Source organism: Pseudanabaena minima str. Chao 2107, from assembly GCF_051131155.1.
Classification (GTDB): Bacteria; Cyanobacteriota; Cyanobacteriia; order Pseudanabaenales; family Pseudanabaenaceae; genus Pseudanabaena; species Pseudanabaena minima.
This window is the reverse complement of record NZ_CP159508.1, coordinates 3,535,174-3,561,481: the sequence shown is the minus strand read 5'-3', so window position 1 is coordinate 3,561,481 and position 26,308 is coordinate 3,535,174. Positions and strand designations below refer to the sequence as shown.

Here is a 26,308-nt window from a genome sequence, read left to right as displayed (position 1 = left end):
GACAAGTCTTAAAAAAAATTCCCATGCAAACGGATATCTTCAAAGAGCTATTTCCACTATTCGATGCTGCTAGCGCCGAAACTTTGGAGTGGCTCCTCGCTGAAGCAGTAGAACGTGACTATCCTTCGGGACGAGCTGTACTAATGGAGGATGCTTGGGGCAATGCTGTATATTTCATCCTTTCGGGTTGGTTAAAGGTTCGATTTTTGAGAAGTCAGGACGCAACTACGCTTGCCATACTTGGCAATGGTGACTTTTTTGGAGAAATGGCGATTTTGGATGAGTCGCCGCGATCTACGGATGTTGTTGCTTTCACACCAGTGCGCGTTCTGAGTGTCCCTGCTCAAAAATTTATTCAGTTTTTATTTAAAGATCCCCAGTTGCATCATCGGATGTTGCAGTTGATGGTAAGACGATTACGCAAAACCAATCAACGCATTCAGTTACGTCAACAAGTTCCTGCGGTGCGGATTGCCACGATTTTGACGAGTCTTGCTGAAACCTACGGTAGTAAAACTGATGTAGGTATTGATATTTTTAATATTCCCGTGCAGGATATTGCTGATCTCTCAGAGGTAAGCCCTGAAGATACTACCAAGGTATTAGATAAACTTAAAGAAAAGGGTTGGATCGTAATTGATTCTAAGCGTCAAGTCATGAGTATCACTAACGAAAAACAAATGTTGCAACTAGCAACATTTCGCTAAAGAATAAAAAAGGCTTGCTTTGCAAGCCTTTTTTATTCTTTAGATGGAGATCGCAATTTTTCCTGTCATGGAGCCAGTTTCCAATAATTGATGAGCTTTGGCTGTATCCGCAAGTTGAAACACATCGCTGACATGAATTTTTAGTTTGCCCGAGTCAAATAATGCTGTACATTCACTCAGAATTTTAGCCTGTTGAATTTGGAGATTGGCTTTTCCCAGTAACATTGGGGTCAGCATCAGTTCAAAGCTAAATCGTAAATTACGGGTGCGAGAGACTTTCCAACTGATATCAGTAGGTGGTTCAAGAATAGTGACAATATCGCCATAGATTTTGACAGCAGGAAAAGTTTGTTCGATCAATTTGCCGCCAACTGTATCAAAGGCAAGATCTACACCTTCCCCATTTGTCCATGCGATCGCTGATTCTACAAAATCAGTTTGTTTGTAGGCAATTGGTAAATCCGCACCTAAATCTCGGACAAATCTTGCCTTAGCTTCAGAGCCAACAGTAGTACAAACATTTGCACCTCTGAGCTTGGCTAGTTGAATAGCCACATGACCAACACCTCCTGCTCCTGCATGGATCAAGACATTGTGATTGGTGGATAATGGTTGTAAATTTCCGCGATCATACAGGGCTTCCCAAGCTGTGATTAGTACCAATGGAGCGGCGGCGGCTTCCTCAAAACTGAGGGATTTGGGTTTATGGGCAGCAAATTTTTCGTCAATCGTGGTTAGTTCGGCATAGTTGCCCTGATGAAAACCTAGACCACCGTTACAAAAATAAACTTGGTCGCCCACTTTAAACTTACTGACCTCTGACCCGATCGCTTCTACGATACCTGCCCCATCGCAACCTAAGATAGAGGGCAAGCGATCGGGCTGAAATGTGCCACGACTACGCAGTTTGGTATCAATAGGATTGACTCCTGCGGCTTTGAGTCGCACCAACATCTCGGTTGGAGCCTGAATAGTTGGTTCTGGTACATCCCCAAGTTTCAGCACATTAGGATCACCTGCTGCGGTCATCAAAATTGCTTTCATAAATTTCTCCTGAATAAAAAAGATTAATAGCTCAGACAAAAATCAAAACCCAAAAGATGAGTGGCGGCGCGAAGCGCCGCCACTCATCTTTTGGGTTTAATGTCCTAAGCAAAACTTACATTGCTATATCCCAAATCACAAAATGATAGAGCTACAGCGCTTTGCGCTGACTTAAAAAACAGAAGACGAGTAGCGGCGCGAAGCGCCGCTACTATTGTGCAGGAGAAGTGGGTTGTGGGGCTGTAGTTGGTTTGGCAATAGGACTAGGCGGCTGACGGATAACATTGTTGTTGTCCCCAGATCGAGGAGCGCTTTGCACAGAGCGAGTTTGCCAATCGCCAAAAAATCGATTCATTACCGTAAATCCTAAAACTGCTGCACCACTCATAATTGCTAATAACACAATAATTGTTGTCCAAGTCTCTACGCTCTCACCGATGCCATAGCGAGTGCGATAGGGATCAATTTTGCATTGATTATCGCGATCGCGTGCTGTAATAGGTCGGCGAAACCGCAATCGATGATCGTCAAGCTTTTCTAATAAAATCCAGCCTGCTTGTGACTCTTCCGAACAGACTTTGTTTAAAACTTTACGACTGCGGAAACCACCGCTACTAGTACGCAAGATTTTAAATTCCCAGCCTTTGGGCTGATCGCTAGATGTGTTGGACTCGTAGCGAGTAAGATTTTCTTCTTCCACTTCTTCCCGCCGCCTATTACCTTGTTTTGCTCGAAATATTCTGTCGATAATCACAGACTGAATCCCAACATCGAGAATGATAGTACTGATGATGATTGCATTGATGGTCAGCATATGTGCGTGACTAATCCTAATAGCAGCATAGCAGCTTGATAATCAGCAAAAGTATACATGCTGATGAGACTCTTGAAATCAAGATTTTGCCTGAAATATTGTCTGTACTCTATATAGTGATAGTGATTTTCCCAAAAATCAGTAAGCGTTTCCACAAAACTAATTTTTTGGTTTTTTCGTGCACTTGTCTAATCATACCTATAATCCCAATCTACAAAAGTGTTGTCATACTTTTGTAGATTAAAACCCTAGCTCAGTAAGGATTTTAAACAAAAAATAGTGCAGCTATTTTGTTGTTTAGTTAACGTCAGTTCAACGAAAGCGAAAAATGGTAAAAATCGACAATCGATTTTTACCATTTTTCGCCATTTGCGGCGTGCGAAGCACGCCGCAAATGGCGATATCGAATTCACGTTTAGTTTAATATTACATAGCTTTTTTGAGGTATATAGCAATCCTGAATGAGTTGTGAGAGTTCGCCCCAAAGTGACGAACTCTTACAACTCATTTAAATCTTATAATTAGGATCGCTATATCAGAATTTTAGATGATTGCTTAGCGATCGCGATATTATGATGATTAATAAAAATAAGCTATAAGCTTCTGATAAAACCCTATGAACTCTATTGTCTTAATGGCAGAAGTATTAACCGATCCAGAGCTACGCCGCACTCCTGATAACCAAAGCTCGATCGCTTCATTTTTGGTGCAGTTTGCGGGCGGACGCGCCGAGGAAGCCCCTTATCGGATTAAGGTCGTGGGTTGGAATAACTTGGCGGATGAAATGGTGGAAAAGTATCATAAGGGCGACCAAGTTGTAGTTGAAGGTCGGTTACGTCTAGATACAGTTGATCGAGGTACTTATAAAGAAAAGCGCACTGAATTGATTGCTCAGCGTGTACATAGTTTTGGTGCTGGAAGTACCGTGAGCAATGCTACAGATGTATCTGCTGCACCAGCACGCAGTACTAGATCTAACCCATCTAATTCTGCTCCAACATCAACCTATGTCCCTGTAGCAACACCTGCAATTGATGCTCCTGATTATGACGATATCCCGTTCTAACTAAAAATAACGTAAGTTCGATATAGCTATTTACGGCGTGCTTCCCACGCCGCAAATAGCAGAAAATAGTAAGAATCGCTTATCGATTCTTACTATTTTCTGTTCTAGTCGAACTAACGTTAAAGTAAAAGCCTCGCAAAGCGAGGCTTTTACTGTTTTGCTTCCTAGAGAGGTGAATACTTGTCCCTCTATTGCCCCACTAACGTAGAGGCATCATCCTTTCTAAAACTTGCTCCGCAGATAATAATCTTGTGATGCGTACCTGAGCGATCGCTGGCTTCTTATTTTCATTGTTTATACTGGTGGCGCTATTTTTGAGCAATTCTTCTGGAATAGCTTCTACAGCTTGAATTGCCTCCTCTACTTTATAGAGAACCATCTCCTCTTTGCCATCAACAAGGTAAACTCCAATCGGAACAATTATTGGTCTACGTCGCCATGCCATTTCATTCCATAACCCCGTAACCTCCCATACTCTTCTTACCCGCCAACCTTGAGACAGAAAAAAATACTTCATGAAAAGCTCTCTATTTTCATAACTACTTGTTTTTACTGAAAGTTAAGATATGCGAAGCCATAACATTACCTTTGAAGTTGCAGCACAATTGTATATTTTGTATATTTCCTAGCCAAAAACAGGATGTATGGCAATTAATAGAAATAGAGTTACTTGCCAACAAATAGAGGCAGTATTAAGCGCTGCTTCTCTGCCTCTATTTGTTGAGGTATGTCCTAACACAACCGGCAGTGGCTATAGATAGCCTAAAATAGCCTGAATAAATTTGCTTTGTAAGACTCTTAAAGCTAAATTTATTAAAAAGCCGATGATGAGATTTGAACTCACGACCTGCTGATTACGAATCAGCTGCACTACCCCTGTGCTACATCGGCAAATGAAATCAATTGGATAAGTCAAACAAGTTTTTTTGCGGTAATTATTATAGCATCATTGCACACTTTACAAAATTTTGGGAAACCTCATTTTTGGGGAGATTGCTATGGGGAATATGGAATTGAAGTGCTAAATGTGCTTAATGTATTGCACCGATATCCAGTTCCCGCTATTTACCTCAACTTTCTGCAAGGGGTGCAGGATTAATCAATGATGAAGTTCCTCAATTAATTTACAAGAAAGAACAAGCGTTCGCGGCAATTCAAAAATAGGCGATCGCTTCTCTTAAATTTCTCGACTCATTGACAACTAATTTCTCAGAAGCACAATTTTTGCAATCTCTATCTCTTTCATTGCTATACTTCAAACCTTAGAGGCAATGCATAAATTGCCTCTAAGGTTTTTGGTTCATTAAAGCCTCATTTACATCAAGAATATTTTGTATTAATTCTGGTACATCTTGACGATCTCCTAATTCTTTTTTAATCGTCAAAGCTTGCTGATAAGCATCAATCGCTTTTTGATATTGCTTAATTGCAAAATAAGAATTGCCCAGATTAGATAGTAAGCTAGCCTGACTTGAAGGGCTTTTAAATTCTTTAAAGATAGATAGACTTTCTTGATAGCTAGCGATCGCTTGTTGGTAATTATCTAGCGCGAAGTAAGAATTTCCTAGATTCCAGAGAATAGATCCTTCAGTCCCTAGATCGCGTTTATCTTTTCGTAAAGAATCAGGTAAGAAATTGACAAAAGAGTCAAAGTGGTTAAAGTAAAGGGATGAAAGAACCACCACAATATGAACGAGAAGCACTAGAAAACATGCCAGTAGGAGAACTGGTAGAAGTAATCGTGCGCCAACAAGAATGGGCACAGCAAATATATGAAGAAATAGAGAGCCTAAAAGCAGTCAACAACAGAAGTAGCAAAGACTCATCAAAACCGCCATCAAGCGACCTATTAAAACGGTCAGAGAAAAAAGTCGAAGAAATAGCAGAAGAGGAGGGTAAGAAAAAAGTAGGAGGACAATTCGGACATAAAGGAAAAACGAGAAAAGGATTTAATCGAGTAGATCGCTTTGAGACGCTCTCGCCCGAAGGCTGTCCAAATTGCGGAGGACAAGCATGGACAGAGATAGGAGTCAGCATCAGACAAACAGCAAGATTGGTAGAACAACCAATTGAAATCGTTGAATATCAGCAACAGGAATGTCAATGTAAGCACTGTGGCGCAGTGGTGTGGGGAGAATTGCCTAAAGATGTGATTGGCGAACAAGACCTAGAAGCAAGCCTACAAGGGATGTTGGTATGGTTAGGGAATTATGGACATATGAGTTATAAAAAACAGCAAGAATTGCTAAAAGAGATGGGACTAGTCGAAATCGGACTAGGAACCATCGCCGCCACCAATGAGCGAGTAGCAGACAGTATTGAAGCAAAAGTGGAAGAGCTAGCAGATTGGATTAAAGACCAACCCCAAGTTCAAGTCGATGAAACACCGTGGCTCGTCAAAGGCGTAAAAGAATGGCTATGGTCATTCAGTGGTGAAGGTTATGCGCTATATCGTGGTGCAGATACTCGTAGTCGTGCCGAACTAGAGTCAATGTTGGGAGAAAGCTATGATGGCGTATTGTGTAGTGACGACTATAGTGTGTATAACGGTTACGCCGTTGAGCGACAACAGAAATGTCTGGCTCACCTAAGACGACACTTTAAAGCACTACTTAAATTAACCCTTAAATCTCAACAAGAAATTGGGCGTATATTCATTAGGCTGATTGATGAAGCATTTGAACATCATGCGACTTGGCAAAAAAATCGTGATACTCGACCATATTTTAACTGGGCGATTGATTTTAAAAAACGAGTCAGCCAAGCTATCTCGGATTGGATGCCCAAAGTTGGCTATGCCGCAGGTAATTTATTAAAGTCCCTCAAGAAGAAATCGGCTCAATGGTGGTATTTCCTTGAAAATCCTCATGTCCCTCCTGACAATAATCGTGCCGAGCGTAATCTCAGACTTGCTGTTACCAAACGCAAAGTTTGTGGTGGCTCCCGTTCTATGGATGGTTTTCGCAATACCGCCGCTTTATTGACGGTTATTCAAACTTGTAAAGCTCAAGGTAAATCTGTCATTGATTTTTTCCGTCAAGCTTTAATTGATCCTTCTTCCATCTCTCTCATCCCTATTCTTACCTGAATTCTTACATCTTTTCTATAAATAGATAGACTTTCTTGATAGTTATCAATTGCTTTCTGATAATTATTACTGTCATAGTAGGCATCACCTAAGCTCAAAAGTATATCTTCTTCAGTAAAGGAAACAGATTTAACAATACCTCTATTGTTTTTATTGTAGAATTTTGCAATAGCTAAAGAGCGGGTATAGTAATCAATTGCTTGGGTATACTGCTTTAATTCGCCATAGGATCGAGCAATATCTTTATATAAAGAATACATCACGAGATTTTCTGAATGAATAGCTGTCTCTAAAACTGGTGGCTCAAATTTTAAAGCTTGAAAATAAAAATTAATTGCTTTTTGATATTGTCCCAATTCATGATAAGTATTACCTAAACTAGTAATCGTTTTCTTTTGCAAATCGCGATCATTAGTTTGCTTAGCAATCAATAAAGTTTGTTGATAGTATTTGATTACTTGCTCTTTACTGATTACATCTTCATAGTTACTGGATAAAAATTGTAAAAGCTTAGTTGTGTTTGGGATATCCTTAATTTGAGAGGAAATATCCAAAGATTTTTGACAGTAGTTAATCGATTGTTGCCACATTTCTATCTTGCTAAGAGATGGCTTATCAATATAATTTGGATCGTAATCATGATACAAACTACAGAGTTCTTTTAATACAGAAGCTTCTAATGGACGGTCGCTAATTTTTTTAGAGACTGCAAGAGCTTGCTGGTGATAATCTAAGACTTTTTGAAAATATGCTCTACTTCTATGAGCAGCACCGAGATGGTTAAGAATCCTACCTTCTGATTGACGATCACCTATTTTTTTAGCGATCGCTAAAGCTTGCTCGTAATATTTAATTGCTTCCGCCTGATTACTTTTTCTATCAACATCACGACCTAATCCCATTAGAGCTTCAGCTTCTAGTTTTGGATTACCAATTTTTTTAGCGATCTCTAGAGCTTGTTTGAAAGATTTTTCTGCTTTAGTAGAACTAAAGTTCTCAAAATAAATAGGCTTATATCCATACCAAGCACTTTGTAATGTATCTTGATTATAGTAAGCTGTGCCTTGACTATTGAGAGATTCAGCTTCACCTTGAAGGTCACCTAACTGCCGATAAATATCTAAAACTTGTTGGTAGGCATTGAAAGCTTCTAGATTTTGACTTACCTCAAGATGTTGCTTTGCTTGCTTAATTAAACTATCTGCCTGAGACTTCTGCGATTGATTTGTTTGTGTTGATTGGGCTAGTACTACATTTTCTCTATCCAGAAATAGTGCAGTACAGGGGAATATACTTATTAACAACAATGGAAATCCAATTGATAAGGTTAAATTTTTACGCATATTCCCCAACTGGCTATTATGCGAAAATTATATAGGATATTTCTATTTTTGCAAGCGTTTTAGTTCATCTTGTAAAGCTTGAACTTTACTCTTGAGAGAATCTACATCATTTATAGTTTGATTAGAATTACCATCTTCCTCATCATCGATCGAGATCGTGCGCGGAGTATCTTTACCACTAGGATTTGATGCGTTTTGAGATTCACTGATTGGCTTTTGGGAGTTACGCACAAGGTCATCAACAAATTTCTTTGCTTCTTCGGTGGTCATTTCTCCACGCTCAACTAGTTCTTCAGCTAACTTGCTAGCCTGAGTGCGGAGTTCACCAAGGGTCTCGCCTGCTTTTTCACCTGCGACAGTCGCCAAGCCTAGACCCAGATAAAATGCTTTTTGGACAATGCCACCAAATGGATTCATTGCTATTACTCCATAAAATTTTATGATAGTCGTTGTGGGTAGTACTTTGCACTGCTCACCATGACTATCATATCTCGATATTATGAAATTTTCCAACTGGCTATCACAACGAGCAGTGCAAAAGAAAGATGCGATCGCACTAATATTTAAATCAGGTATTAATAGAGAATCAGCACATTGGACATACTCACAATTAGAAGCTGATGTTAATCAATGGATAGATTATTTACAAGCTTTGGGAATCAAGGCAGGCGATCGCATTGGCTTGTTACTAGCTAATCATCCCAGATATATTATGCTTGTTCATGCCTTAGTAAAGTGTGAAGCCATAGCTATTTTTCTAAATATTCGCCTCACGCCTGAAGAAATACGCTGGCAAATAGCAGATAGTCAAGTCAAATATTTAATTTGCGATGAATTTACACAGCTCACCGCTAATAGTTTAGAAGGTCAAATCGAAGATTTAGTAATTGAGAATTGCTCTTACCTCCAAACTCCCCCCAGAGGGAGAGAGGAAGAAAGAGTCTTGTTCCCCTCTCCCTCTAGGAGAGGGGTAAGGAGTGAGGTTTTAATTAATCTAGAAAACATACAGGGCATCTTCTATACATCTGGAACAACGGGCAAGCCCAAGGGAGTTCCCTTAACCTACAGCAATCATTTCCATAGTGCGATCGCCTCGGCTTTACATTTAGGAATTGAGCCAGATGATAATTGGTTGTTATGTATGCCGATGTTTCATGTGGGGGGATTGGCGATCGCATGGCGGAGTGTGATTAATGGTACGGCAATTACGCTTTTGCCGAAGTTTGATGAGCAGCAAGTGCTAGAAGCGATCGCAGTTGAGAAAGTAACGCTAATATCCCTTGTCCCAACAATGTTGAATCGTTTACTACAACATCCCAAGTGGCAAAATTTACTGAGATTACAGGCGATTTTGTTGGGGGGCGCACCTGCGAGTTTAGAACTGATTGATCTCTGTCTACAGTTAAATTTGCCGATTATGCCTACCTATGGGATGACCGAAACGGCTTCGCAAATCACTACACTTTTGCCCCATGAAATTGCGATTAAGCGAGGTTCATCAGGGTTACCACTTTTCGGAAATTGTCTAAGGATTGTGGATGATAGTAATCAAGATCTTGATGCTGGTGAGATTGGGCAAATTCTAGTTCAGGGTGCGAGTGTGATGTCAGGTTATCTCCATCAACATACATTTAATGCAATTCAAGATGGTTGGTTGCATACAGGCGATTTGGGCTATCTCGATCGCGATGGTTATCTATTTGTAGTCAGTCGTCGATCTGATTTAATTATTAGTGGTGGTGAAAATATTTATCCAACCGAAATCGAAGCAATTTTATTAGCACATCCTGCGATCGTAGAGGCTTGTGTGGTGGGAATAGGAGATCGCGAATGGGGGGAAATAGTTGTGGCGGTAATTGTGGCGAAGGCTCAATTATCTTTGGCAGAAATTAGAGACTTTTGTGAACAGAAATCTTTAGCTCGATACAAATTACCTAAGTCGATCTACATTTGGAAATCCCTCCCCAAAACTGCCTCTGGTAAATTATTGCGTCAAGAAATCCGCGATCGCCTAGAGCCTAAATGAAATCTGAAAATTATAGCGATCGCGCTACAATACCAATGGAAATAGCCAAAGCCATCTACGCTCTAGCATCATGCATCAAGATTCTGATATCGCCAATTTGCAAAATCTTCCCCCTGGGGAATTAGGATTACCCATCCTTGGGCAAACCCTCCAGTTTCTCTTTGATCGCAAATTTGCTGAGAAACAATATGCTAAATACGGTGCAATCTCTAAAACTAGCTTACTTGGTAGACCGACAGTATTTATGATTGGCTCTGAAGCTGCGGAATTTGTGTTGTCTAGTCATATGGACTCTTTTTCATGGAAAGAAGGGTGGCCAGATAATTTCAAGATGCTATTAGGAGAGTCGCTATTCTTGCAAGATGGGGAAGAACATCGCCGCAATCGCCGTTTGATGATGCCCGCATTTCATGGATAGGCTTTAGCTGGGTATTTCTCGACAATGGAAGAAATCACCCAGCGATATCTTGCTAAATGGACAGAGAAGGCAGAATTTAATTGGTTTGATGAATTCAAAAAACTGACCTTTGAGATTGCTAGTCAACTTTTGATTGGGGCAAATGCTGGCGATGATGTGGAGAGATTGAGCAAATTATTTGCGACCTTAACTAATGGGTTATTTGCGATCGCGCCTTTCGATTTACCATTTACTAATTTGGGCAAAGCGCTGAAAGCACGCGATCGCTTATTAGAACATCTCACCAAAGTTGTGCAAGAACGCCAACAAAATCCCACTAGTGATGTGCTGAGCATGTTAGTACAGGCTCAAGACGAAGATGGATGTCGCTTTAGTCTAGAAGAATTGAAAGCTCAAGCAATGCTGATGTTGTTTGCTGGTCATGAAACCACGACCTCGATGTTGACTTGGTTCTGTCTAGAATTAGGTCGTCATCCTCAAGTTTTAGAACGCGCTCGACAAGAGCAAATAGCGTTAGCACAAACAGGCAAATTAAACCTGGAACAAATAGGACAAATGCCCTATCTCGATCAAATATTTCAAGAGATTGAGCGCTTACGTCCACCTGTGGGTGGAGGATTTCGAGGTGTAGTCAAGCCCTTTGAGTTTAATGGTTATCATGTTCCTAAGGGCTGGCTAGTTCTCTATTCGATTATGATTACCCATAAACAAACGGATATCTATCCCAATCCTGACCAGTTTGATCCTGATCGCTTTAGTAGCGATCGCCAAGAACAGAAGCAGAAACCTTTTAGCCTGATTGGTTTTGGTGGTGGTGCAAGGATTTGTATTGGGATCGCTTTTGCAAAATTAGAGATGAAGATTATTGCTGCTCATCTATTACGCAACTATCAATGGGAAATTTTGCCGTCTCAAAATTTAGAACCATTCCCAATTCCTACTCTCCGTCCTAAAGACGGACTCAAAGTCAAGTTTCAGCCATTAACATAATTAAGGACTTTTGCAAAAGAACGAAAAGTAGGGGCAATTCATGAATTGCTCCTACGATGACAGGTTTGTTTCAAGTCATTTTTGCATAAGTCCTAATAACTGATATTACGTGGAACTCAGATAATGAACCTCTTGCTGCTAGCATAACAGGGCAACCACGGGGGGATTGCCCCTACCTGTAAATTTTTTAGATCTTGTAGGGGCTGTGCCCCCGTGCCAGCCCTAGACTTACGCCAGCACAAAAATTCCTTCCGCGTGACATCAGCCATTAACATAACTAAAAAAGGTGGTGCAAAGCACCACCTTTTTTAGTTATAGCGCAAAGCACTAACAAGGGGGCAATTTTTAGACTTCTGTATCTCCGTCTAACTCCTCAACTTCTGAGGTTTCGATTGCTGATGCTTCGACAATAACTTCAACAGCAGCTACTGGCGCATCACCATTTTGGATATCCACCTCTTCAATCTCTTCTTCCAAAGCAGGTGGAACTAAGGTCGCACCCACGATCGCATCGGAGGCATCAAGCCTTTGCAGACGCACACCTCGCGCAGTACGAGATTGGCGGGCGATCGCATCGGTAGACTGGCGCATGACGATACCACGACTGGTAACAATCATCAGTTCGTTGTTCTCATCAACTAAACAGAGTGAGGCAAGTTGATCTTGTCCTGATTTGAACTTAGTCACGCGCAAACCTTTACCTGCACGTTTTTGGATGCGGAATTGGCTAACAGGAACGCGCTTACCGTAACCGCCTCTAGTGACGACTAGCACCCATGGTCCTTGAGCCTTTTCATTCTCAGCCTCAGTAGTCTCAGCTTCTAGATTCTCATCTTCATTGACAGCTACAGTCAAATCAATCTCTTCTTCCGAACCTTCAACTTCCTCGATTTCGGCTAAGCCTGCGGGGAGAATGTCCATACTCACGATTTCATCATCGCCAGTTAGACGCATTGATCGCACGCCGCGAGTGTCACGACCCATCGGGCGTAACTGCTCATGGTCAGTACGGAAGCGGATCGACATGCCTTGACGCGAACCGACAATAATCGTGTTATCGGCTTTAGCACGGCGTACCCAACGCAGTAAGTCACCTTCTTCTAAAGCAATTGCAATTAACCCATTGGAACGAATATTGGCAAAAGCTGGTAACTTCGTTTTTTTGATATAGCCACCAGCCGTGAGCATAACCAGATATTCATCTTCGCTAAACTCACTGATAGGTAATACTGTGGTGATTTTTTCGTCAGCCGCGATCGGTAATAGTTGCACCACGGCTGTACCACGGGCGGCGCGACCTGATTCAGGAACTTCGTAAGCCTTGACTCCATAGACCTTACCGCGATCAGTAAAGAAGAGAACTTTGTCATGACTGCGACAGGCGAAGAAATGGGCGATCGCGTCATCATCCTTGACGTTGGCGCTAGCTTTGCCGCGTGTGGCGCGATGTTGAGCGGTGAAAGTATCCACAGGCATCCGTTTGACATAGCCTTGTTCGGTAACCATCACAATTGTTTCGCGATTGGCAATCAAATCAGCAGTATCAATATCACCTTCATTGGGCAGAATGCGAGAGCGGCGAGGTGTTGTAAATTCAGCTTTGATTGCTTCTAATTCTTCACGGGTAATCGTGAGAATGCGATCGCGATTTGCAAGAATATGTTGTAAATCTGCAATCTTCTCAACTAACTGATTATGCTCATCATGGATCTTATCGGCATCTTGAGCAGTCAGGCGACGCAATTGCATTTGCAGAATTGCATCGGCTTGCGCTTCCGAAAGCCCATAGTTCTCAATCAAGCCCGCTTTCGCAGAACTACTATCATCGGCTCCACGAATCAGAGCAATGACTGCATCTAAGTGATTAAGTGCAATTAATAGCCCTTGTAATAGATGATCTCGTTCCTGTGCCTTGTTCAATTCATATTGAGTACGGCGCGTAATCACTTCGTAGCGGAAATCGAGAAATACTTGCAGTGCATTACGCAGGGTTAGCGTAATCGGTTCGCCATCGACGAGAGCGAGCATATTGCAGCTAAAGTTCGATTGCAGAGGGGTAGATTTGTAAAGATTATTTAGAACTACTTTGGGATAAGCATCGCGTTTTAATTCGATGACTAAACGCATTCCGTCGCGATCGCTTTCATCACGAATATCAGAAATACCATCAATTTTCTTCTCATTGACCATCTCGGCAATGCGTTCGATTAGTGCTGCCTTATTGGTTTGGTAAGGCATTTCGGTGACGATAATCGCCTCGCGATCCTGTCGTCCAGAAGCAGAAATGGTCTCAAAGTTGGCTACAGCTCGCATGGTCACGGAGCCGCGCCCAGTAGTGTAGGTTTCGCGAGCGCCATCGGTTCCTAAGATCAAAGCGCCTGTTGGGAAATCAGGACCTGGAATATATCGCATCAGTTCCAAATCCGTCAGATTCGGATCGGCAATCAGAGCGACCAATCCATCTACCAACTCACCTAAATTGTGCGGGGGAATATTGGTCGCCATCCCTACGGCAATCCCTGAGGAACCATTGAGTAATAGTTGAGGAATTCGGGCAGGTAATACTAGCGGCTCCTGTTGTGAGCCATCGTAGTTGTCACCAAAGTTAACCGTATCGCGCTCGATATCTTGAATCAGCCCAACTTGAGAGATGCGGGTCAACCGACATTCGGTATATCGCATTGCGGCGGCGGGATCGTTATCGACTGAGCCAAAGTTACCGTGACCATCAACCAAGCGATCGCGCATCGAAAAGTCTTGCGCCATCCGTACCAGTGCTTCATATACGGCGGTGTCACCGTGGGGGTGATATTTACCGATTACGTCACCGACCACACGGGCGCATTTCCGAAAGGGGCGATCGGCGGTCATGCCCAACTCGTGCATAGCGTAGAGAATGCGACGGTGTACGGGCTTGAGTCCATCACGGGCATCGGGCAGGGCGCGACCGACGATCACGCTCATGGCATATTCCAAATACGATCGCGACATTTCGCCGCGCAGGTCTGTGGGAATAATCCGATCTTCTAAGGTATCAGTCATACGGCTACTTAAATTCTCCTTGCATGGCTTGGTAGTGCTTGCCCCGTGTGAGATAGGCAATCATTACTAAGTGTCTTACTATTATAAGGCTTTGCGGCTTTGCAGGGGGATTTTAGTATGCCATTTAGACCACCAGCCTCTGAACTCCAATGATAGTTTTGGGACGTTTCAAAGAAAGAATTAATAGCTCAGCTTAATGGCTCTAAAATATCAACGACTTTGACGGACATTATTGTTTTCGCAAATTATTGACAAAATGTCTGATAAGGTTTATATTCACATTTAATTATCTTGCAAATTAAAGTTAGGTCAAGACTTGGGTAAAGTTCAATGCTTTAAAATTGACGGTCTGTATCTGTTCTTTAATTCTCACGATCATAGACCTCCACACTTTCACGCTCGTAAGGCAGGCGCATGGGAGATCCGCGTTGATATTTTGCTTTGCAGTAAAGAGAATGGCTTAGTGTTTACAGCTAAATATCCACCAAATCCTCAAATATCAGGTAAGGACGAAAAACAAATTTTGAAACTCGTTTTAGAAAATCGGTCTAAGCTTCTCATCGAATGGGATCAAAAAGTATGTATTAAGGAGGATCAGTAATGTCCAGCCAACAGACAATGACTGTTCTAGTTCAAGATAGGGCGAACAAACATCTTGTAACCCGTTCTAAGTCAGTTCAAGTCCTACAGCCTTCTGACTCACAGGACTTGGAATCAGCCCTAAATTTGTTTGTGCTAGCTTCAGCAACTGGCTTGCCAGAGATTGCGGATATTGTGAGATTGGCAAATCAGAAGCATCATTTACGGGTGCTATTTATTAGAGAAGATATCGATCCTACTTGGATGCCTCAAATGTTTGATCGCGCAAACCTCCGAGTGATGCGAAATACGCTTGTTCATACTAATTCTATTGTACCTAAAAGGGTGATGAATGCTTGGATTATGGGAGCGCAAGAACAACTAATTGCTGATGCAACAGTGATTGGCGATCAATTATTAGTTCTTAGTTGTGCGATGGAAAAGTTGGAAATTCCTTTTGATTCTTTGCCAGCATTAAAATGTATTTCTATGGATGAACGTAGTAACTTTACTATTGATGATGATGGTAGTTGTCTTTATTGGGAAGATGCAGATATCCATCTTGATCTTGAGGCTTTTCGTTGTGCAACCAATCCTGAATGGAAGCAGAAGTTTGAATCTCTTAAGTCAGAGCATAATCAAGTTTTTGGTAAGGCGATCGCTACTTTACGCAAGAAATATAAACTCCGCCAGTCGGATATTATTGGTTTGTCTGAACGTCAGGTGCGGCGGATCGAGCAGGGTGATGGTAGTACAAAGGTTGATACGCTGAGGTTATTTGCTAAGGCTCATGGTATGGATTTAGATGCTTATCTTGATGCTGTTGCGGATGTGATCGTCAGTATTCCAAAGGGATTTAACCCACAATCCAGCATCGAGAAAAAAGAGATAAAGTCAATTGATGATCTACGCAAGCTTATGGGGACTGAGAAAGAAGCTAACGTTGTTGAAACAACTTCCAGTAATGAATGTTCGCATTTAGGAGGTTTGAATTAATGAAAATACTCCTTGGTTCAAAGTTAATTGTAGATACTCTCCTAAAAAGAAGTACATCTAACTCCTCATACGTTCAAACACTTTGTGAGATTATACTTAGTCCTTCATTTACACAGTTTTACATAACTAGACTTAGTTTAGATATGGTTCACAGTCTCACCAGCATATCCAGTTCGGTTAAAAATGCAGATGATTTAGTTCGTGAACTTGAGTTTATATTTACTATTTGTGAAGTTTCTCCTAAAGTTTTTGAAAAAGCACTACATCAGGATTTAGAGATTGACGCAGCAATTGATCTAGAATGCTGTCTCGAATTAGATATAAATGCAATTGTTACCAAATCACCCGAAATATATATTGGCAATAGCTTATCTGTTTGGTCAGTAGAACAGTTTATACAGAGGCACAGTTTAGAGAATTCGTTTGCATCATCTACTAATAACCCAGTTCTACTGTATCAACAAAATCATCAATTATCTTTGCCATTTGCAGAGGATAAAGATCCAGCAAAATATATGATAAGAAATAGAATGCCTATAATCAAAAAAGCTTTAGCAATACTTAAAACAGCAGGATTTCGAGGTCTAACAAAACAAGAGTTTGCTGCTAAGCTAGGTTCATCTGAGACTACTACTAGGAGTGTAATTTGGGATTTAGAAAGATTTGGAATGGCTTTATCTTATAGAGACAAGGTGGAAATCGACCGTAAAGAATCAGGTAAGAAATTGACAAAAGAGTCAAAGTGGTTAAAGTAAAGGGATGAAAGAACCACCACAATATGAACGAGAAGCACTAGAAAACATGCCAGTAGGAGAACTGGTAGAAGTAATCGTGCGCCAACAAGAATGGGCACAGCAAATATATGAAGAAATAGAGAGCCTAAAAGCAGTCAACAACAGAAGTAGCAAAGACTCATCAAAACCGCCATCAAGCGACCTATTAAAACGGTCAGAGAAAAAAGTCGAAGAAATAGCAGAAGAGGAGGGTAAGAAAAAAGTAGGAGGACAATTCGGACATAAAGGAAAAACGAGAAAAGGATTTAATCGAGTAGATCGCTTTGAGACGCTCTCGCCCGAAGGCTGTCCAAATTGCGGAGGACAAGCATGGACAGAGATAGGAGTCAGCATCAGACAAACAGCAAGATTGGTAGAACAACCAATTGAAATCGTTGAATATCAGCAACAGGAATGTCAATGTAAGCACTGTGGCGCAGTGGTGTGGGGAGAATTGCCTAAAGATGTGATTGGCGAACAAGACCTAGAAGCAAGCCTACAAGGGATGTTGGTATGGTTAGGGAATTATGGACATATGAGTTATAAAAAACAGCAAGAATTGCTAAAAGAGATGGGACTAGTCGAAATCGGACTAGGAACCATCGCCGCCACCAATGAGCGAGTAGCAGACAGTATTGAAGCAAAAGTGGAAGAGCTAGCAGATTGGATTAAAGACCAACCCCAAGTTCAAGTCGATGAAACACCGTGGCTCGTCAAAGGCGTAAAAGAATGGCTATGGTCATTCAGTGGTGAAGGTTATGCGCTATATCGTGGTGCAGATACTCGTAGTCGTGCCGAACTAGAGTCAATGTTGGGAGAAAGCTATGATGGCGTATTGTGTAGTGACGACTATAGTGTGTATAACGGTTACGCCGTTGAGCGACAACAGAAATGTCTGGCTCACCTAAGACGACACTTTAAAGCACTACTTAAATTAACCCTTAAATCTCAACAAGAAATTGGGCGTATATTCATTAGGCTGATTGATGAAGCATTTGAACATCATGCGACTTGGCAAAAAAATCGTGATACTCGACCATATTTTAACTGGGCGATTGATTTTAAAAAACGAGTCAGCCAAGCTATCTCGGATTGGATGCCCAAAGTTGGCTATGCCGCAGGTAATTTATTAAAGTCCCTCAAGAAGAAATCGGCTCAATGGTGGTATTTCCTTGAAAATCCTCATGTCCCTCCTGACAATAATCGTGCCGAGCGTAATCTCAGACTTGCTGTTACCAAACGCAAAGTTTGTGGTGGCTCCCGTTCTATGGATGGTTTTCGCAATACCGCCGCTTTATTGACGGTTATTCAAACTTGTAAAGCTCAAGGTAAATCTGTCATTGATTTTTTCCGTCAAGCTTTAATTGATCCTTCTTCCATCTCTCTCATCCCTATTCTTACCTGAATTCTTACAATCGACCCAAATTTATTAGATACTGGAGAAAGTGATATTTCTAAATATCTGTCAATTGCATTAAAAGATCTTGCTATCGTGCAGCAAATATATAGAGAAATAGAGAGAGATAAAGCTATAACCAAATGGAGGTTACAGGAAATTATCTCAGATATATATTCTCGCAGTGAAGTTACTAAAGATAAAAGCAAGAGTGACTATAGATCCAGAATTATTTCTTGGTTATTGTTTGCAAACCTACTTGAAGAACGCGGACATGACACATTTGTTATTCCAACCAATGAAAGTTTGTTAAGAATTAATTATCAAGATGATTTGCATCAGCTAAATCTATTTGAGCCTCAATTTTCTAAGTTAATGTAATTCTAAATACATTGTTGTAGTGCTTAACGAAAAATAAATCGCCTCATCCCCCTATTACCATCATCATCAAAACTGCTAAGTTACTGATACCTGTTTAGGCGATCACTTAGCATTGCTTGCTCCCCGTGCAAACGCAATTCTTACTAAGTGTCGGCTTTGTGAGTTTGCAAGGGACGCTAATCGTGACAGTATTACTATCTGCGTATTCTTTTTCGTGCTGAGGTTAATGGATATCTGGCTATTTCCATCAATAGCTCTCGCTCTAAGACTCTTTCATGATTGTTAAAATCAAGAATCCGCTCCGTCACTTCTCCAATATCTGTAATTGCTTGAATTAATGCATCATTCAGTTGAAAGTGATCTCCCCAGAAATCTTTACGGGGATTAAAAAATCTTACAAGTTCGCCAGTACGCCAATTGATTGAACCTAAGTCTGTACCTTTTTGGAGATTACAAAATGTACAGGCATAACATAGATTTTCTAGTGTTGTGGCTCCGCCATGTTTAACGCTGATGATATGGTCAACATGACAACCAGAAACTCTATCCAATGAAGATACTAGGCAATATTCACATAGATGATCCGCGCGATCGCTAACTAAACGACGCAGTTCAGCACTAATGTAAGTTCGAGCCATTTTTATTTAGCTCCAGCATTGATAAGCTTATGCGCTTTAGCCTTTGCTAAGGTCATGATATGTTCCAGAGTTAGATAGTGATCTAACTCGCGTTTATCTTCTGTGGTCAGTTCATTGTTTTTGGAACTATATATCAAATCTTCTAAACGTTCTTGAGCAATCTCAGAAAGTCGAAAATCAATCACACTTTGAGGAGTAGTACCAGAAGCGATAAAATCTATGATTTCCTCATAAACTTTAATTATTTTAATTGACGTGTTCATATTTCTATTTTCTATATATTTTCTGATTTTAAACCATATCTAAATTGTGAATATATTAATATTATTCAACTTCTCAATATTAAAACTTAGTTCTAATTGGTTTAGATTAAACAGACTTAGATTTTTATTGTTATTCGTAGAATGTTTAGATGGACTTATAGACTTTTGAAGATATTTACAAGCTTTCTACAATTGCATAAATATCTTTTGTATACCAATAGACTTGACAAAAATGCTGTCTAACCATTCTTTAAAGAATGCCTCTAGACCATTGCTTAGACTATGGTTTCTCTAGAGAAAAACTGATGAAGTCTCAGCAAATTGCGAACTTTTTTAGTCAGCCAATTCACTTACACTAAAGTATGTCAAATCATTGACACTATAAGTTAATCTTAAGATTGTGTGATGTGAGTAAACTTGCTTGTCTTCCAAACAGGCAAATCTTTAGTTAGTAATAGCAAGTTATGAGCGATCAAGAAGATCAACAAGACAAACCAGAAAACATTAGCGATCGCGTCAAAGATGTTGAAGATCCCAACCCTAAGCCATCTTTTCGCCCTAAATTGCGATATATCTTAGGATTATTGTTTATGGGTGTAGTCCTTAGCGGTGCAACAGCAAGGTCTTGGCAGATTTTTAATAAGCCAAAGTCTATCGAACCGATCGCCCAAAATGCTAATAATCCCATTCCCCTATTTGATCGCAATGGCTATCCATTGCTGAATCCACCGCCACCAGAAGATGCCGAAGTATGGGAATGCGAAGTGGCTGTGGTTGGAGGGTCTTTAGGAGGTGTAGCGGCGGCTTATCACTCGATGAAAACTGGGGCAACAACTTGCTTGATTGAGCTTACCCCAATGCTGGGTGGGCAAGTCAGTTCACAGGGAGTTAGCGCGATCGATGAGTCACTGCTAATGCGTTACCGCCAACAATTCCCCCTTAGTTGGACGCATTTTAAAAATATTATTGCCAGCCAGCCCGCTTTACCAGAGAAATATTCTTACCTGAAACCAGGTGCGGTGGTTGCGGATACCAATAGCTGTTGGGTCGGCAATCTTTGCTTTACGCCCTACTCAGGAGAACTTGCGTCGGAAGAATTTTTGCGTGAGTCACAGCGTTCAGCGCCTAAGAGCCGATGGAGTACTCAGATTGCTTTCAAGGGAGCAAGTTTTAATGAAAAAGGCGATCGCATTACCGCAATTCATGCCGTTCAGAGAATCCCTCGCGACCCTAACTATCTTCCTCAAGGGCGTTTATCTCGTGAAATCAAAAGCTGGTTTAACTGGAACTCTGACGAAACCTTTGTCAAAAAGCCCATCCGTTTGCAGCCTCCTGTAGGTAAGCAGATGATCGTGATTGATTCCACCGATACGGCTGAATTGATTGCTTGGGCAAATCTGCCCCATCGTTTAGGTTCTGAAGGGTTTGAGACGACAGGAGAAGTTCATGCGGTGGCGGATAATCCTGAATGCACGCAAGCATTTACTTTTCCCTTTGTGTTGAAAATTGCCGATGATGAAGGGCGATCGCTCAAAGAACTTCGCAAGGTTCAACCAGGGTATTCCCGTGAAGAACACCGCAGCGATTACGATTTGGGTAGATTTCCCATGTTTGAAGGCAATAGTGTATTTAACTATCGCCGTATTGTCAGTATGAAACGTGATGACCCCTTTAAGGCAGTTCCTGCTAAAGGCGATATGACGGTGATTAACTGGAATCGAGGTAATGATTGGGGGGTAATGAATCCACCTCTAATCTTGACTGATAAACAAATCCGAGATTCTGGACAACAGCAAAACTGGTTAGGTGGATTGAATACGACCGCCCTCAAAGATGGTGAAAACCATGCTCTGCTGTTTGCCGAATGGATTATGGAAAAATATGTATCCTCAGAATTTCCCCTCAGGTTAATGTCAGGTCCTGATAGCCCGATGCCCACTGAATCTGGCTTAAGTATGTATCCATATATCCGTGAAGGTCGGCGAATTTTGGGAAGATCAGCCTATGGTCAGACCAATTTCTTTATGCGTGAGCAAGACATTCGTAATGATATGGAAGGTGGGCGTAATTTTAATCCTACTTCGATAGGATTAACTCACTACGCGATCGATATGCATGGATGTCGTTATCGCAATTGGGAACCGTCCAAAGCTCCAAGTTCAGCTCCAGCTAATGAGGATAAAGTCCGTCCAATTATTTTGCCGTTTGAGAGTTTAATTCCTCAGCGCATTGATAATTTGCTGATGGGTGGTAAGGCAATGGCTGTTAGCCACATTGTCAATGGCGCAACGCGCATTCATGTGGGGGAATGGTCGGCAGGAGCCGCCGCAGGAGCCGCCGCTGCATGGATTGTTTTGCAGGATGATCCATCGCTAACTCCACAGGCTATTCTTGATCGCGGCAGGATTGGCGATTTACAGACGCTTTTGCGATCGCAAGGACTCGTTTTGGAATGGTAAATATAAAAGGGACATTCTTGGAATGTCCCTTTTATAGCTGTCGCCATGCTTGTTAGGACATAAAACCCAAATAGTGTGAGGAGGCGCGAAGCGCCTCCTCACACTATTTGGGTTTTGATTTGTCCTGATACAGGTGACTATAGCTATATATGCCTTTTATATTTAGATAGCGCGATCGCAATATTGTTTACTTCTTAATCGCGATCGCTGTAAATGCTTGTTTAAATGTTAGCAATACCAAACCCACAGCAATCACTGCAAAAATCATAGTTGCACCACTACCGATCGCTAATAGTAATGTGCGAACCAGTGTGGCGATGCGATTAGCCAGAGTATTCGTAGTCTGCAAAGGTGCTGAAGCTAGCTTCTGGGCAACCATATTTGTAAATGCATAAAGCCCAGTGGCAAGAGTAGCAGCGATCGCGGCTCCAGTAAGATTTTTAAAAGGAGAGGCAGGAGATTCTTGTGGAGATGGGAGATTAACTTCTTCTGGCATATCAGGGCTAGCAAAACCTTTAACTAGAGGGTAACAAGTAACAGCAGGACTTGCTGTTACTTGTATTTGGTATTTTGCGACTTGTAATCACAAAAAAATCACTTAAGCAGGCAAAAAACTTAATATCTTTGACCACAAAATGATTTAAGATATCCGCACTCAACACAAAAATGCTAGTCCCACTGGAAACAGTGGGCTTTTTTCTGTGTACTTTTATCATTGCACAAATGTTTGTGTGGTGCGACAACAAAATTTAGCTACTCCGCTCAGCCAAGAGTTGGTGTTGCGCCGCAACACCAACTCTTGGCTGAGCTTTGTGCTTAAATCCAACCCAAAATATTCTTTAAAAGTGTTGTTTTATAGCACTTTTAAAGAATATCTCGTGGTTCGTTTGCTTGGTACTTACTATGGGTTTTATGGTATGACGCTAAGCTAGAAAGAGAGTAGCGATTACCAAATAATAAGAGTCGGTATGAAGCACCGAATCTTATTATTTGGGGTTCAAGCATTATGGCTCTTGAACATTTTCACGTTATGCGGATATAACATTTGCATAACTTCTATATATCTTTTTAATAACAAAATCATCTTAAGTCTCACTTTTAAATAGTTAAAAAAGTGAATAATATCTACACAAATACTTTACAAAGCTTTGTCAGAAAGAAATATAAGCTTTAGGTATTGTTTAGTTCATACTTTCAAGAATGAAATTATTATGTTCTGGACAGCAGATCGTATTTACTCTCAAGGAATTGAACAAGCGCAGAAAAGAATTTATGAATTCTTTCTAGATGCCGTGCGCCGTAAATCTCCAGATCAAGTACTAGTAGATTTCAGGAATTTATTCATAAATTTTAGTGATAGCAGTAATCCTGAAATTACTCAGGCTCTTGATCAAATTTTGACTGCATATAATGAAAAAGAGTTTTTTTATACGCTAAGACGTTGTTGTTATATTCTGATTAACAATTGGACAGTTAGTAATAAGAGAGTTTATATTCAATCATTGATTGATATTTTTAAGCATCCTTCCATTCATAAAAAACCAAAGTCTATTAAATTAAGAACTCTCAGAATTTGGTTGCAGATGTTTGTCAGTAGTGAAGATTTTCAATCATTACAGCTATTTACATTGCACTTAGAAGGTCATGGAAGTCATGATCAAAATTGGGGTAATCGTTTTGCCTCTTACTTACTTGCTTATCAATATACAAACCCAGCTAGTCCTCAAGAGCAAAGACAAGCAGCTAATTTATTAGCTCAAAAGATGAAAGATAAGTTTAAGTTTGATCTTGCTATGTACACTGCACGTGTAGGTACCCAGTCTGCTCCGCAAAATCACCCATCGAATCCTACTAGCCTAAGTAACAATGTACTTAATCTAGTGACACTTATGCTTACTAAAAAGAGTGTACTAAATTGCCAACAATTAGCTGTTAATTTCCTTGAGAATATTGAGGGCTTATCCTATCAAGACTTTAAAGTGGGATTGCTTAAATATATTGATTTTTCTATGGCTGATGCCGAAATATCTGAGACGGTACAAACTAAACTGCATAATGGTTTATGGGATTTGAAATCAAATCACCATGATCAACCTGTTAGTGCACTCCTAATTTTAAAAACTGCTAAGTATCTAATTAGTGAAATCACGATTAGCGATCGCGAGCAGCCAACAGAGCTGTTTAATATTTTACTGCACCATACAAATCCGATTAATTTAGTGATGCTACTTGTAAAGCTACTATTGCTAAATGAATCTATTCGTCCATTTCTTGAACTAAGAGTAGCTTCAATAATTAAATACTACAGTCAATATAGTGAGTCTAAATGTAAATCAGTTATTGCATTTATCGATATGCTAAATATTGCCCTTGCAATTTATGCTGGTGAAACTCGCTACAACCTTGTGCGAATGACTCCCTATGAATTGTCAGATTCATCAGAAGGTAATACTCAATCAGATTCTCAGATATCCAGCTTTGATACTAGAGAATATCGAATTTTTTCACAGATTCGTTGATTTTGACTGAGTTCCCAGACAAGAGATGTTGCACCGCGAAGCAGTGCAACATCTCTTGCATTTATAGTTTTAAAAAACTCCCTTACGTATCTCTTCAGCAATAAACGCACTTGCCCTTGCTGTGATTGCCATCTCGGTTAAAGTAGGGCTTTGCCAACCTGACGAAGCCCAACAGGCTCCATCAGTGACAAAAAGATTCGGAGATTCCCAAATTTGATTATGGGAATTGACTACGGAGTTTATTGGTGATGTTCCCATTCTTGCGCCGCCGACTTCATGGATGTAATAACCAGGGGGAGCTGAAAATGCCATAGTTTCTTCCATCTGACTGACAAAATCCGCAAAGATAGGAACATGAAACATGTCAGTTAACTTCATATTCTTTCCGCCTGCAAGTTTAATAACTTCATCAATCTGTCGGTGCATATGGTCTAACATTAAATGCTCATTTTCTGACCAAGTACATTCGATATGTGGTACAGGAATTCCCCATGCATCAACGACATCATTACTTAATTGAATTTGATTGTTATAGCGAGGTAAAACTTCTCCATGTGCTATCAGAAAGCCAATGGAACCAGATCCCACTTTACGGACAATGCTTGGTAAATCAAAGCGCTGCACACCTCCCCAAATACCATAGCCTCGTAAGAACTTCTCTTGTTGTGATTCCAAATTGCAAAAACAAGGAATAAAAAAGCTATCACATCCTGAAAGATCGAAGGTTTTAGATTGTTTGATATTCGGTAAAAAGAAGAAAGTAGAAGTGGATACATGATCCATCAGATAATGCCCTAGCATTCCCGATGGATTGGTTAATCCTGCTTGTTGATATTGCTCTGTGGAGTGTAAAAGAATTCGCACTGATTCAATAGTGGAAGCACACAGAACGACAGTACGTGCAAATACCTCATGGGTGGTTTTGCTGTTCCGATCGCGATATGTCACACCACGAGCCTTGCGCGTATCTGGATCAAAAATCACATGACTAACCACTGCATCCGATCGCAAAGTTACATTACCTGTGGCGATCGCTGCCTTGAGTGAAGAACCTAGACTAGAGTACATCGGCCAAGGTTGTTCTGGTGTGGGATGGTGCAGACCAAAGCCCCGTGAAGGGATTAGGCAACGATCAGACCAATGGTTTTCCACAACTTGCTTTAAGTGCAGTTCAGCAGGAGTAAGAGGCAAAGTAGGCTGATATTCTCCATCAGGCAGTTGGGCTAGTCCTTCTTGGCTGCCGCGCACTTGAAAAAACTGCTCTAATTTGCTGTAGTAAGGTGCGAGATCGCCATAGGCGATCGGCCAGTCCTGCTCATAACCATCGCGACTGGCTGCTTTAAATTCATAGTCCGATAGGCGCAGGGTGATGCCTCCCCAAGTTAAGCTTTTGCCACCCACTTGTCGTCCGCGAATCCAATAAAAGGGCTGATCGTCTGGTGTGGTGTAGGGATTATCCTTTTCATCGATGAATAAGTCAGGGTTTGCCTTCCAGTAACCAGGGTGCATCGATTGATAAGACTGTCGTTTAGAAATAGCGAGGTTATAAAATCGCTTTGCCATATCCCTAACTTGATGTCCTAGATCTGCCTTAGCATCGGGAGTACGACCTGCTTCTAAGACAAGGACTTTGAGCCCCCGTTCACTCAATTCCTTAGCCGCAACACCGCCATTGGCTCCAGAGCCAACCACGATCGCATCATAAATTTCTGAAGAGGGAGGGGTACTCATCTTTATTGACAAACCTTAAGCTTTTAGATATTTGC

22 protein-coding genes, 1 tRNA gene and 1 pseudogene are annotated in these 26,308 nt (G+C 41.0%); 12 read left to right on the top strand and 12 right to left on the bottom strand.

The features are described from left to right. The first annotated feature begins 23 nt into the window (after positions 1 to 23). Complete coding sequence (locus ABM313_RS16330) at positions 24 to 707, top strand: Crp/Fnr family transcriptional regulator (protein WP_434684228.1); 684 nt, start codon at positions 24 to 26, stop codon at positions 705 to 707. Positions 708 to 746: 39 nt separating this feature from the next. On the opposite strand, the gene ABM313_RS16325 is transcribed toward ABM313_RS16330, so the two are convergent. Both ABM313_RS16325 and ABM313_RS16320 read right to left on the bottom strand, forming a co-directional pair. After that, positions 747 to 1,751 carry a zinc-dependent alcohol dehydrogenase family protein gene (locus ABM313_RS16325; RefSeq protein ID WP_434684227.1) on the bottom strand — a complete coding sequence of 335 codons (1,005 nt, stop codon included), beginning with the start codon at positions 1,749 to 1,751 and terminating at the stop codon, positions 747 to 749. Positions 1,752 to 1,962: 211 nt separating this feature from the next. Beyond that, entirely contained in the window at positions 1,963 to 2,565 is a 603-nt protein-coding gene (locus ABM313_RS16320; protein WP_434684226.1) for a hypothetical protein, read from the bottom strand. 616 nt (positions 2,566 to 3,181) lie between these two features. Here ABM313_RS16320 and ABM313_RS16315 point away from each other — a divergent pair. Continuing rightward, complete coding sequence (locus ABM313_RS16315) at positions 3,182 to 3,631, top strand: single-stranded DNA-binding protein (protein WP_434684225.1); 450 nt, start codon at positions 3,182 to 3,184, stop codon at positions 3,629 to 3,631. Positions 3,632 to 3,830: 199 nt separating this feature from the next. On the opposite strand, the gene ABM313_RS16310 is transcribed toward ABM313_RS16315, so the two are convergent. The 3 genes from ABM313_RS16310 to ABM313_RS16300 all read right to left on the bottom strand — a co-directional run bounded on the left by ABM313_RS16310 (position 3,831) and on the right by ABM313_RS16300 (position 5,313). After that, on the bottom strand, positions 3,831 to 4,148 hold the full coding sequence (locus tag ABM313_RS16310; RefSeq protein WP_434684224.1) for a hypothetical protein: 318 nt from the start codon (positions 4,146 to 4,148) through the stop codon (positions 3,831 to 3,833). Positions 4,149 to 4,450: 302 nt separating this feature from the next. After that, positions 4,451 to 4,522, bottom strand: a tRNA-Thr gene (locus ABM313_RS16305). Positions 4,523 to 4,917: 395 nt separating this feature from the next. Beyond that, a complete protein-coding gene (locus ABM313_RS16300) occupies positions 4,918 to 5,313 on the bottom strand; it encodes a tetratricopeptide repeat protein (RefSeq protein ID WP_434684223.1) in 396 nt (131 codons plus the stop codon). On the opposite strand from ABM313_RS16300, the gene tnpC (ABM313_RS16295) reads away from it, so the two are divergent. Further along, a complete protein-coding gene (tnpC, locus tag ABM313_RS16295; RefSeq protein WP_434684214.1) occupies positions 5,301 to 6,719 on the top strand; it encodes an IS66 family transposase in 1,419 nt (472 codons plus the stop codon). The genes ABM313_RS16300 and tnpC (ABM313_RS16295) overlap by 13 nt on opposite strands. Here the strand turns inward: tnpC (ABM313_RS16295) and ABM313_RS16290 are convergent. Further along, positions 6,668 to 8,062: a tetratricopeptide repeat protein gene (locus ABM313_RS16290; protein WP_434684222.1), complete on the bottom strand. Its 1,395-nt coding sequence runs from the start codon at positions 8,060 to 8,062 to the stop codon at positions 6,668 to 6,670. The genes tnpC (ABM313_RS16295) and ABM313_RS16290 overlap by 52 nt on opposite strands. Before the next feature lie 42 nt (positions 8,063 to 8,104). Beyond that, positions 8,105 to 8,479, bottom strand: a complete 375-nt coding sequence (locus ABM313_RS16285; RefSeq protein ID WP_434684221.1) for a phasin family protein — start codon at positions 8,477 to 8,479, stop codon at positions 8,105 to 8,107. Positions 8,480 to 8,561: 82 nt separating this feature from the next. On the opposite strand from ABM313_RS16285, the gene menE reads away from it, so the two are divergent. Then, on the top strand, positions 8,562 to 10,088 hold the full coding sequence (gene menE / locus ABM313_RS16280; protein WP_434684220.1) for an o-succinylbenzoate--CoA ligase: 1,527 nt from the start codon (positions 8,562 to 8,564) through the stop codon (positions 10,086 to 10,088). Between the two features lie 70 nt (positions 10,089 to 10,158). After that, positions 10,159 to 11,496 (top strand): annotated as a pseudogene (locus tag ABM313_RS16275) (cytochrome P450). A gap of 345 nt (positions 11,497 to 11,841) precedes the next feature. Here ABM313_RS16275 and gyrA read toward each other — a convergent pair. Continuing rightward, complete coding sequence (gene gyrA / locus ABM313_RS16270) at positions 11,842 to 14,538, bottom strand: DNA gyrase subunit A (RefSeq protein WP_434684219.1); 2,697 nt, start codon at positions 14,536 to 14,538, stop codon at positions 11,842 to 11,844. 316 nt (positions 14,539 to 14,854) lie between these two features. On the opposite strand from gyrA, the gene ABM313_RS16265 reads away from it, so the two are divergent. From ABM313_RS16265 to ABM313_RS16245, 5 genes are all read left to right on the top strand, one after another. Further along, positions 14,855 to 15,139 carry a DUF4160 domain-containing protein gene (locus ABM313_RS16265; RefSeq protein ID WP_434684217.1) on the top strand — a complete coding sequence of 95 codons (285 nt, stop codon included), beginning with the start codon at positions 14,855 to 14,857 and terminating at the stop codon, positions 15,137 to 15,139. Continuing rightward, positions 15,139 to 16,113 (top strand): helix-turn-helix domain-containing protein, encoded by a 975-nt coding sequence (locus ABM313_RS16260; RefSeq protein WP_434684216.1) that lies wholly within the window; start codon positions 15,139 to 15,141, stop codon positions 16,111 to 16,113. The genes ABM313_RS16265 and ABM313_RS16260 overlap by 1 nt, the downstream gene beginning before the upstream one ends. Beyond that, positions 16,113 to 16,868: a hypothetical protein gene (locus ABM313_RS16255; RefSeq protein ID WP_434684215.1), complete on the top strand. Its 756-nt coding sequence runs from the start codon at positions 16,113 to 16,115 to the stop codon at positions 16,866 to 16,868. The genes ABM313_RS16260 and ABM313_RS16255 overlap by 1 nt, the downstream gene beginning before the upstream one ends. A gap of 4 nt (positions 16,869 to 16,872) precedes the next feature. Next, entirely contained in the window at positions 16,873 to 18,291 is a 1,419-nt protein-coding gene (gene tnpC / locus ABM313_RS16250) for an IS66 family transposase (protein ID WP_434684214.1), read from the top strand. An 87-nt stretch (positions 18,292 to 18,378) separates the two neighbouring features. After that, positions 18,379 to 18,663 (top strand): hypothetical protein, encoded by a 285-nt coding sequence (locus ABM313_RS16245; protein WP_434684213.1) that lies wholly within the window; start codon positions 18,379 to 18,381, stop codon positions 18,661 to 18,663. A gap of 194 nt (positions 18,664 to 18,857) precedes the next feature. On the opposite strand, the gene ABM313_RS16240 is transcribed toward ABM313_RS16245, so the two are convergent. Both ABM313_RS16240 and ABM313_RS16235 read right to left on the bottom strand, forming a co-directional pair. Next, positions 18,858 to 19,301, bottom strand: a complete 444-nt coding sequence (locus tag ABM313_RS16240) for an HNH endonuclease (protein WP_434684212.1) — start codon at positions 19,299 to 19,301, stop codon at positions 18,858 to 18,860. Positions 19,302 to 19,303: 2 nt separating this feature from the next. After that, positions 19,304 to 19,564 carry a hypothetical protein gene (locus ABM313_RS16235; protein ID WP_434684211.1) on the bottom strand — a complete coding sequence of 87 codons (261 nt, stop codon included), beginning with the start codon at positions 19,562 to 19,564 and terminating at the stop codon, positions 19,304 to 19,306. A gap of 464 nt (positions 19,565 to 20,028) precedes the next feature. Between ABM313_RS16235 and ABM313_RS16230 the strand changes: the two genes are divergently transcribed. Next, a complete protein-coding gene (locus ABM313_RS16230) occupies positions 20,029 to 22,023 on the top strand; it encodes an FAD-dependent oxidoreductase (RefSeq protein ID WP_434684210.1) in 1,995 nt (664 codons plus the stop codon). A 187-nt stretch (positions 22,024 to 22,210) separates the two neighbouring features. On the opposite strand, the gene ABM313_RS16225 is transcribed toward ABM313_RS16230, so the two are convergent. Further along, the gene (locus ABM313_RS16225; RefSeq protein ID WP_434684209.1) at positions 22,211 to 22,519 is read right to left on the bottom strand and encodes a DUF3082 domain-containing protein; all 309 of its coding nucleotides are present in this window, start codon (positions 22,517 to 22,519) and stop codon (positions 22,211 to 22,213) included. Between the two features lie 715 nt (positions 22,520 to 23,234). On the opposite strand from ABM313_RS16225, the gene ABM313_RS16220 reads away from it, so the two are divergent. Then, positions 23,235 to 24,542 (top strand): hypothetical protein, encoded by a 1,308-nt coding sequence (locus ABM313_RS16220; RefSeq protein ID WP_434684208.1) that lies wholly within the window; start codon positions 23,235 to 23,237, stop codon positions 24,540 to 24,542. Between the two features lie 69 nt (positions 24,543 to 24,611). On the opposite strand, the gene ABM313_RS16215 is transcribed toward ABM313_RS16220, so the two are convergent. Further along, positions 24,612 to 26,273, bottom strand: coding sequence for a GMC oxidoreductase (locus ABM313_RS16215; RefSeq protein WP_434684207.1), 1,662 nt, complete (start codon positions 26,271 to 26,273; stop codon positions 24,612 to 24,614). Positions 26,274 to 26,308: the final 35 nt, after the last annotated feature.

Coding starts and splice junctions, on each gene's coding strand:
- ABM313_RS16330 (WP_434684228.1), top strand. CDS start 24: ATGCAAACGGATATCTTCAAAGAGCTATTTCCACTATTCGATGCTGCT.
- ABM313_RS16325 (WP_434684227.1), bottom strand. CDS start 1,751: ATGAAAGCAATTTTGATGACCGCAGCAGGTGATCCTAATGTGCTGAAA.
- ABM313_RS16320 (WP_434684226.1), bottom strand. CDS start 2,565: ATGCTGACCATCAATGCAATCATCATCAGTACTATCATTCTCGATGTT.
- ABM313_RS16315 (WP_434684225.1), top strand. CDS start 3,182: ATGAACTCTATTGTCTTAATGGCAGAAGTATTAACCGATCCAGAGCTA.
- ABM313_RS16310 (WP_434684224.1), bottom strand. CDS start 4,148: ATGAAGTATTTTTTTCTGTCTCAAGGTTGGCGGGTAAGAAGAGTATGG.
- tnpC (WP_434684214.1), top strand. CDS start 5,301: ATGAAAGAACCACCACAATATGAACGAGAAGCACTAGAAAACATGCCA.
- ABM313_RS16290 (WP_434684222.1), bottom strand. CDS start 8,062: ATGCGTAAAAATTTAACCTTATCAATTGGATTTCCATTGTTGTTAATA.
- ABM313_RS16285 (WP_434684221.1), bottom strand. CDS start 8,479: ATGAATCCATTTGGTGGCATTGTCCAAAAAGCATTTTATCTGGGTCTA.
- menE (WP_434684220.1), top strand. CDS start 8,562: ATGAAATTTTCCAACTGGCTATCACAACGAGCAGTGCAAAAGAAAGAT.
- gyrA (WP_434684219.1), bottom strand. CDS start 14,538: ATGACTGATACCTTAGAAGATCGGATTATTCCCACAGACCTGCGCGGC.
- ABM313_RS16260 (WP_434684216.1), top strand. CDS start 15,139: ATGTCCAGCCAACAGACAATGACTGTTCTAGTTCAAGATAGGGCGAAC.
- ABM313_RS16255 (WP_434684215.1), top strand. CDS start 16,113: ATGAAAATACTCCTTGGTTCAAAGTTAATTGTAGATACTCTCCTAAAA.
- tnpC (WP_434684214.1), top strand. CDS start 16,873: ATGAAAGAACCACCACAATATGAACGAGAAGCACTAGAAAACATGCCA.
- ABM313_RS16240 (WP_434684212.1), bottom strand. CDS start 19,301: ATGGCTCGAACTTACATTAGTGCTGAACTGCGTCGTTTAGTTAGCGAT.
- ABM313_RS16235 (WP_434684211.1), bottom strand. CDS start 19,564: ATGAACACGTCAATTAAAATAATTAAAGTTTATGAGGAAATCATAGAT.
- ABM313_RS16230 (WP_434684210.1), top strand. CDS start 20,029: ATGAGCGATCAAGAAGATCAACAAGACAAACCAGAAAACATTAGCGAT.
- ABM313_RS16225 (WP_434684209.1), bottom strand. CDS start 22,519: ATGCCAGAAGAAGTTAATCTCCCATCTCCACAAGAATCTCCTGCCTCT.
- ABM313_RS16220 (WP_434684208.1), top strand. CDS start 23,235: ATGTTCTGGACAGCAGATCGTATTTACTCTCAAGGAATTGAACAAGCG.
- ABM313_RS16215 (WP_434684207.1), bottom strand. CDS start 26,273: ATGAGTACCCCTCCCTCTTCAGAAATTTATGATGCGATCGTGGTTGGC.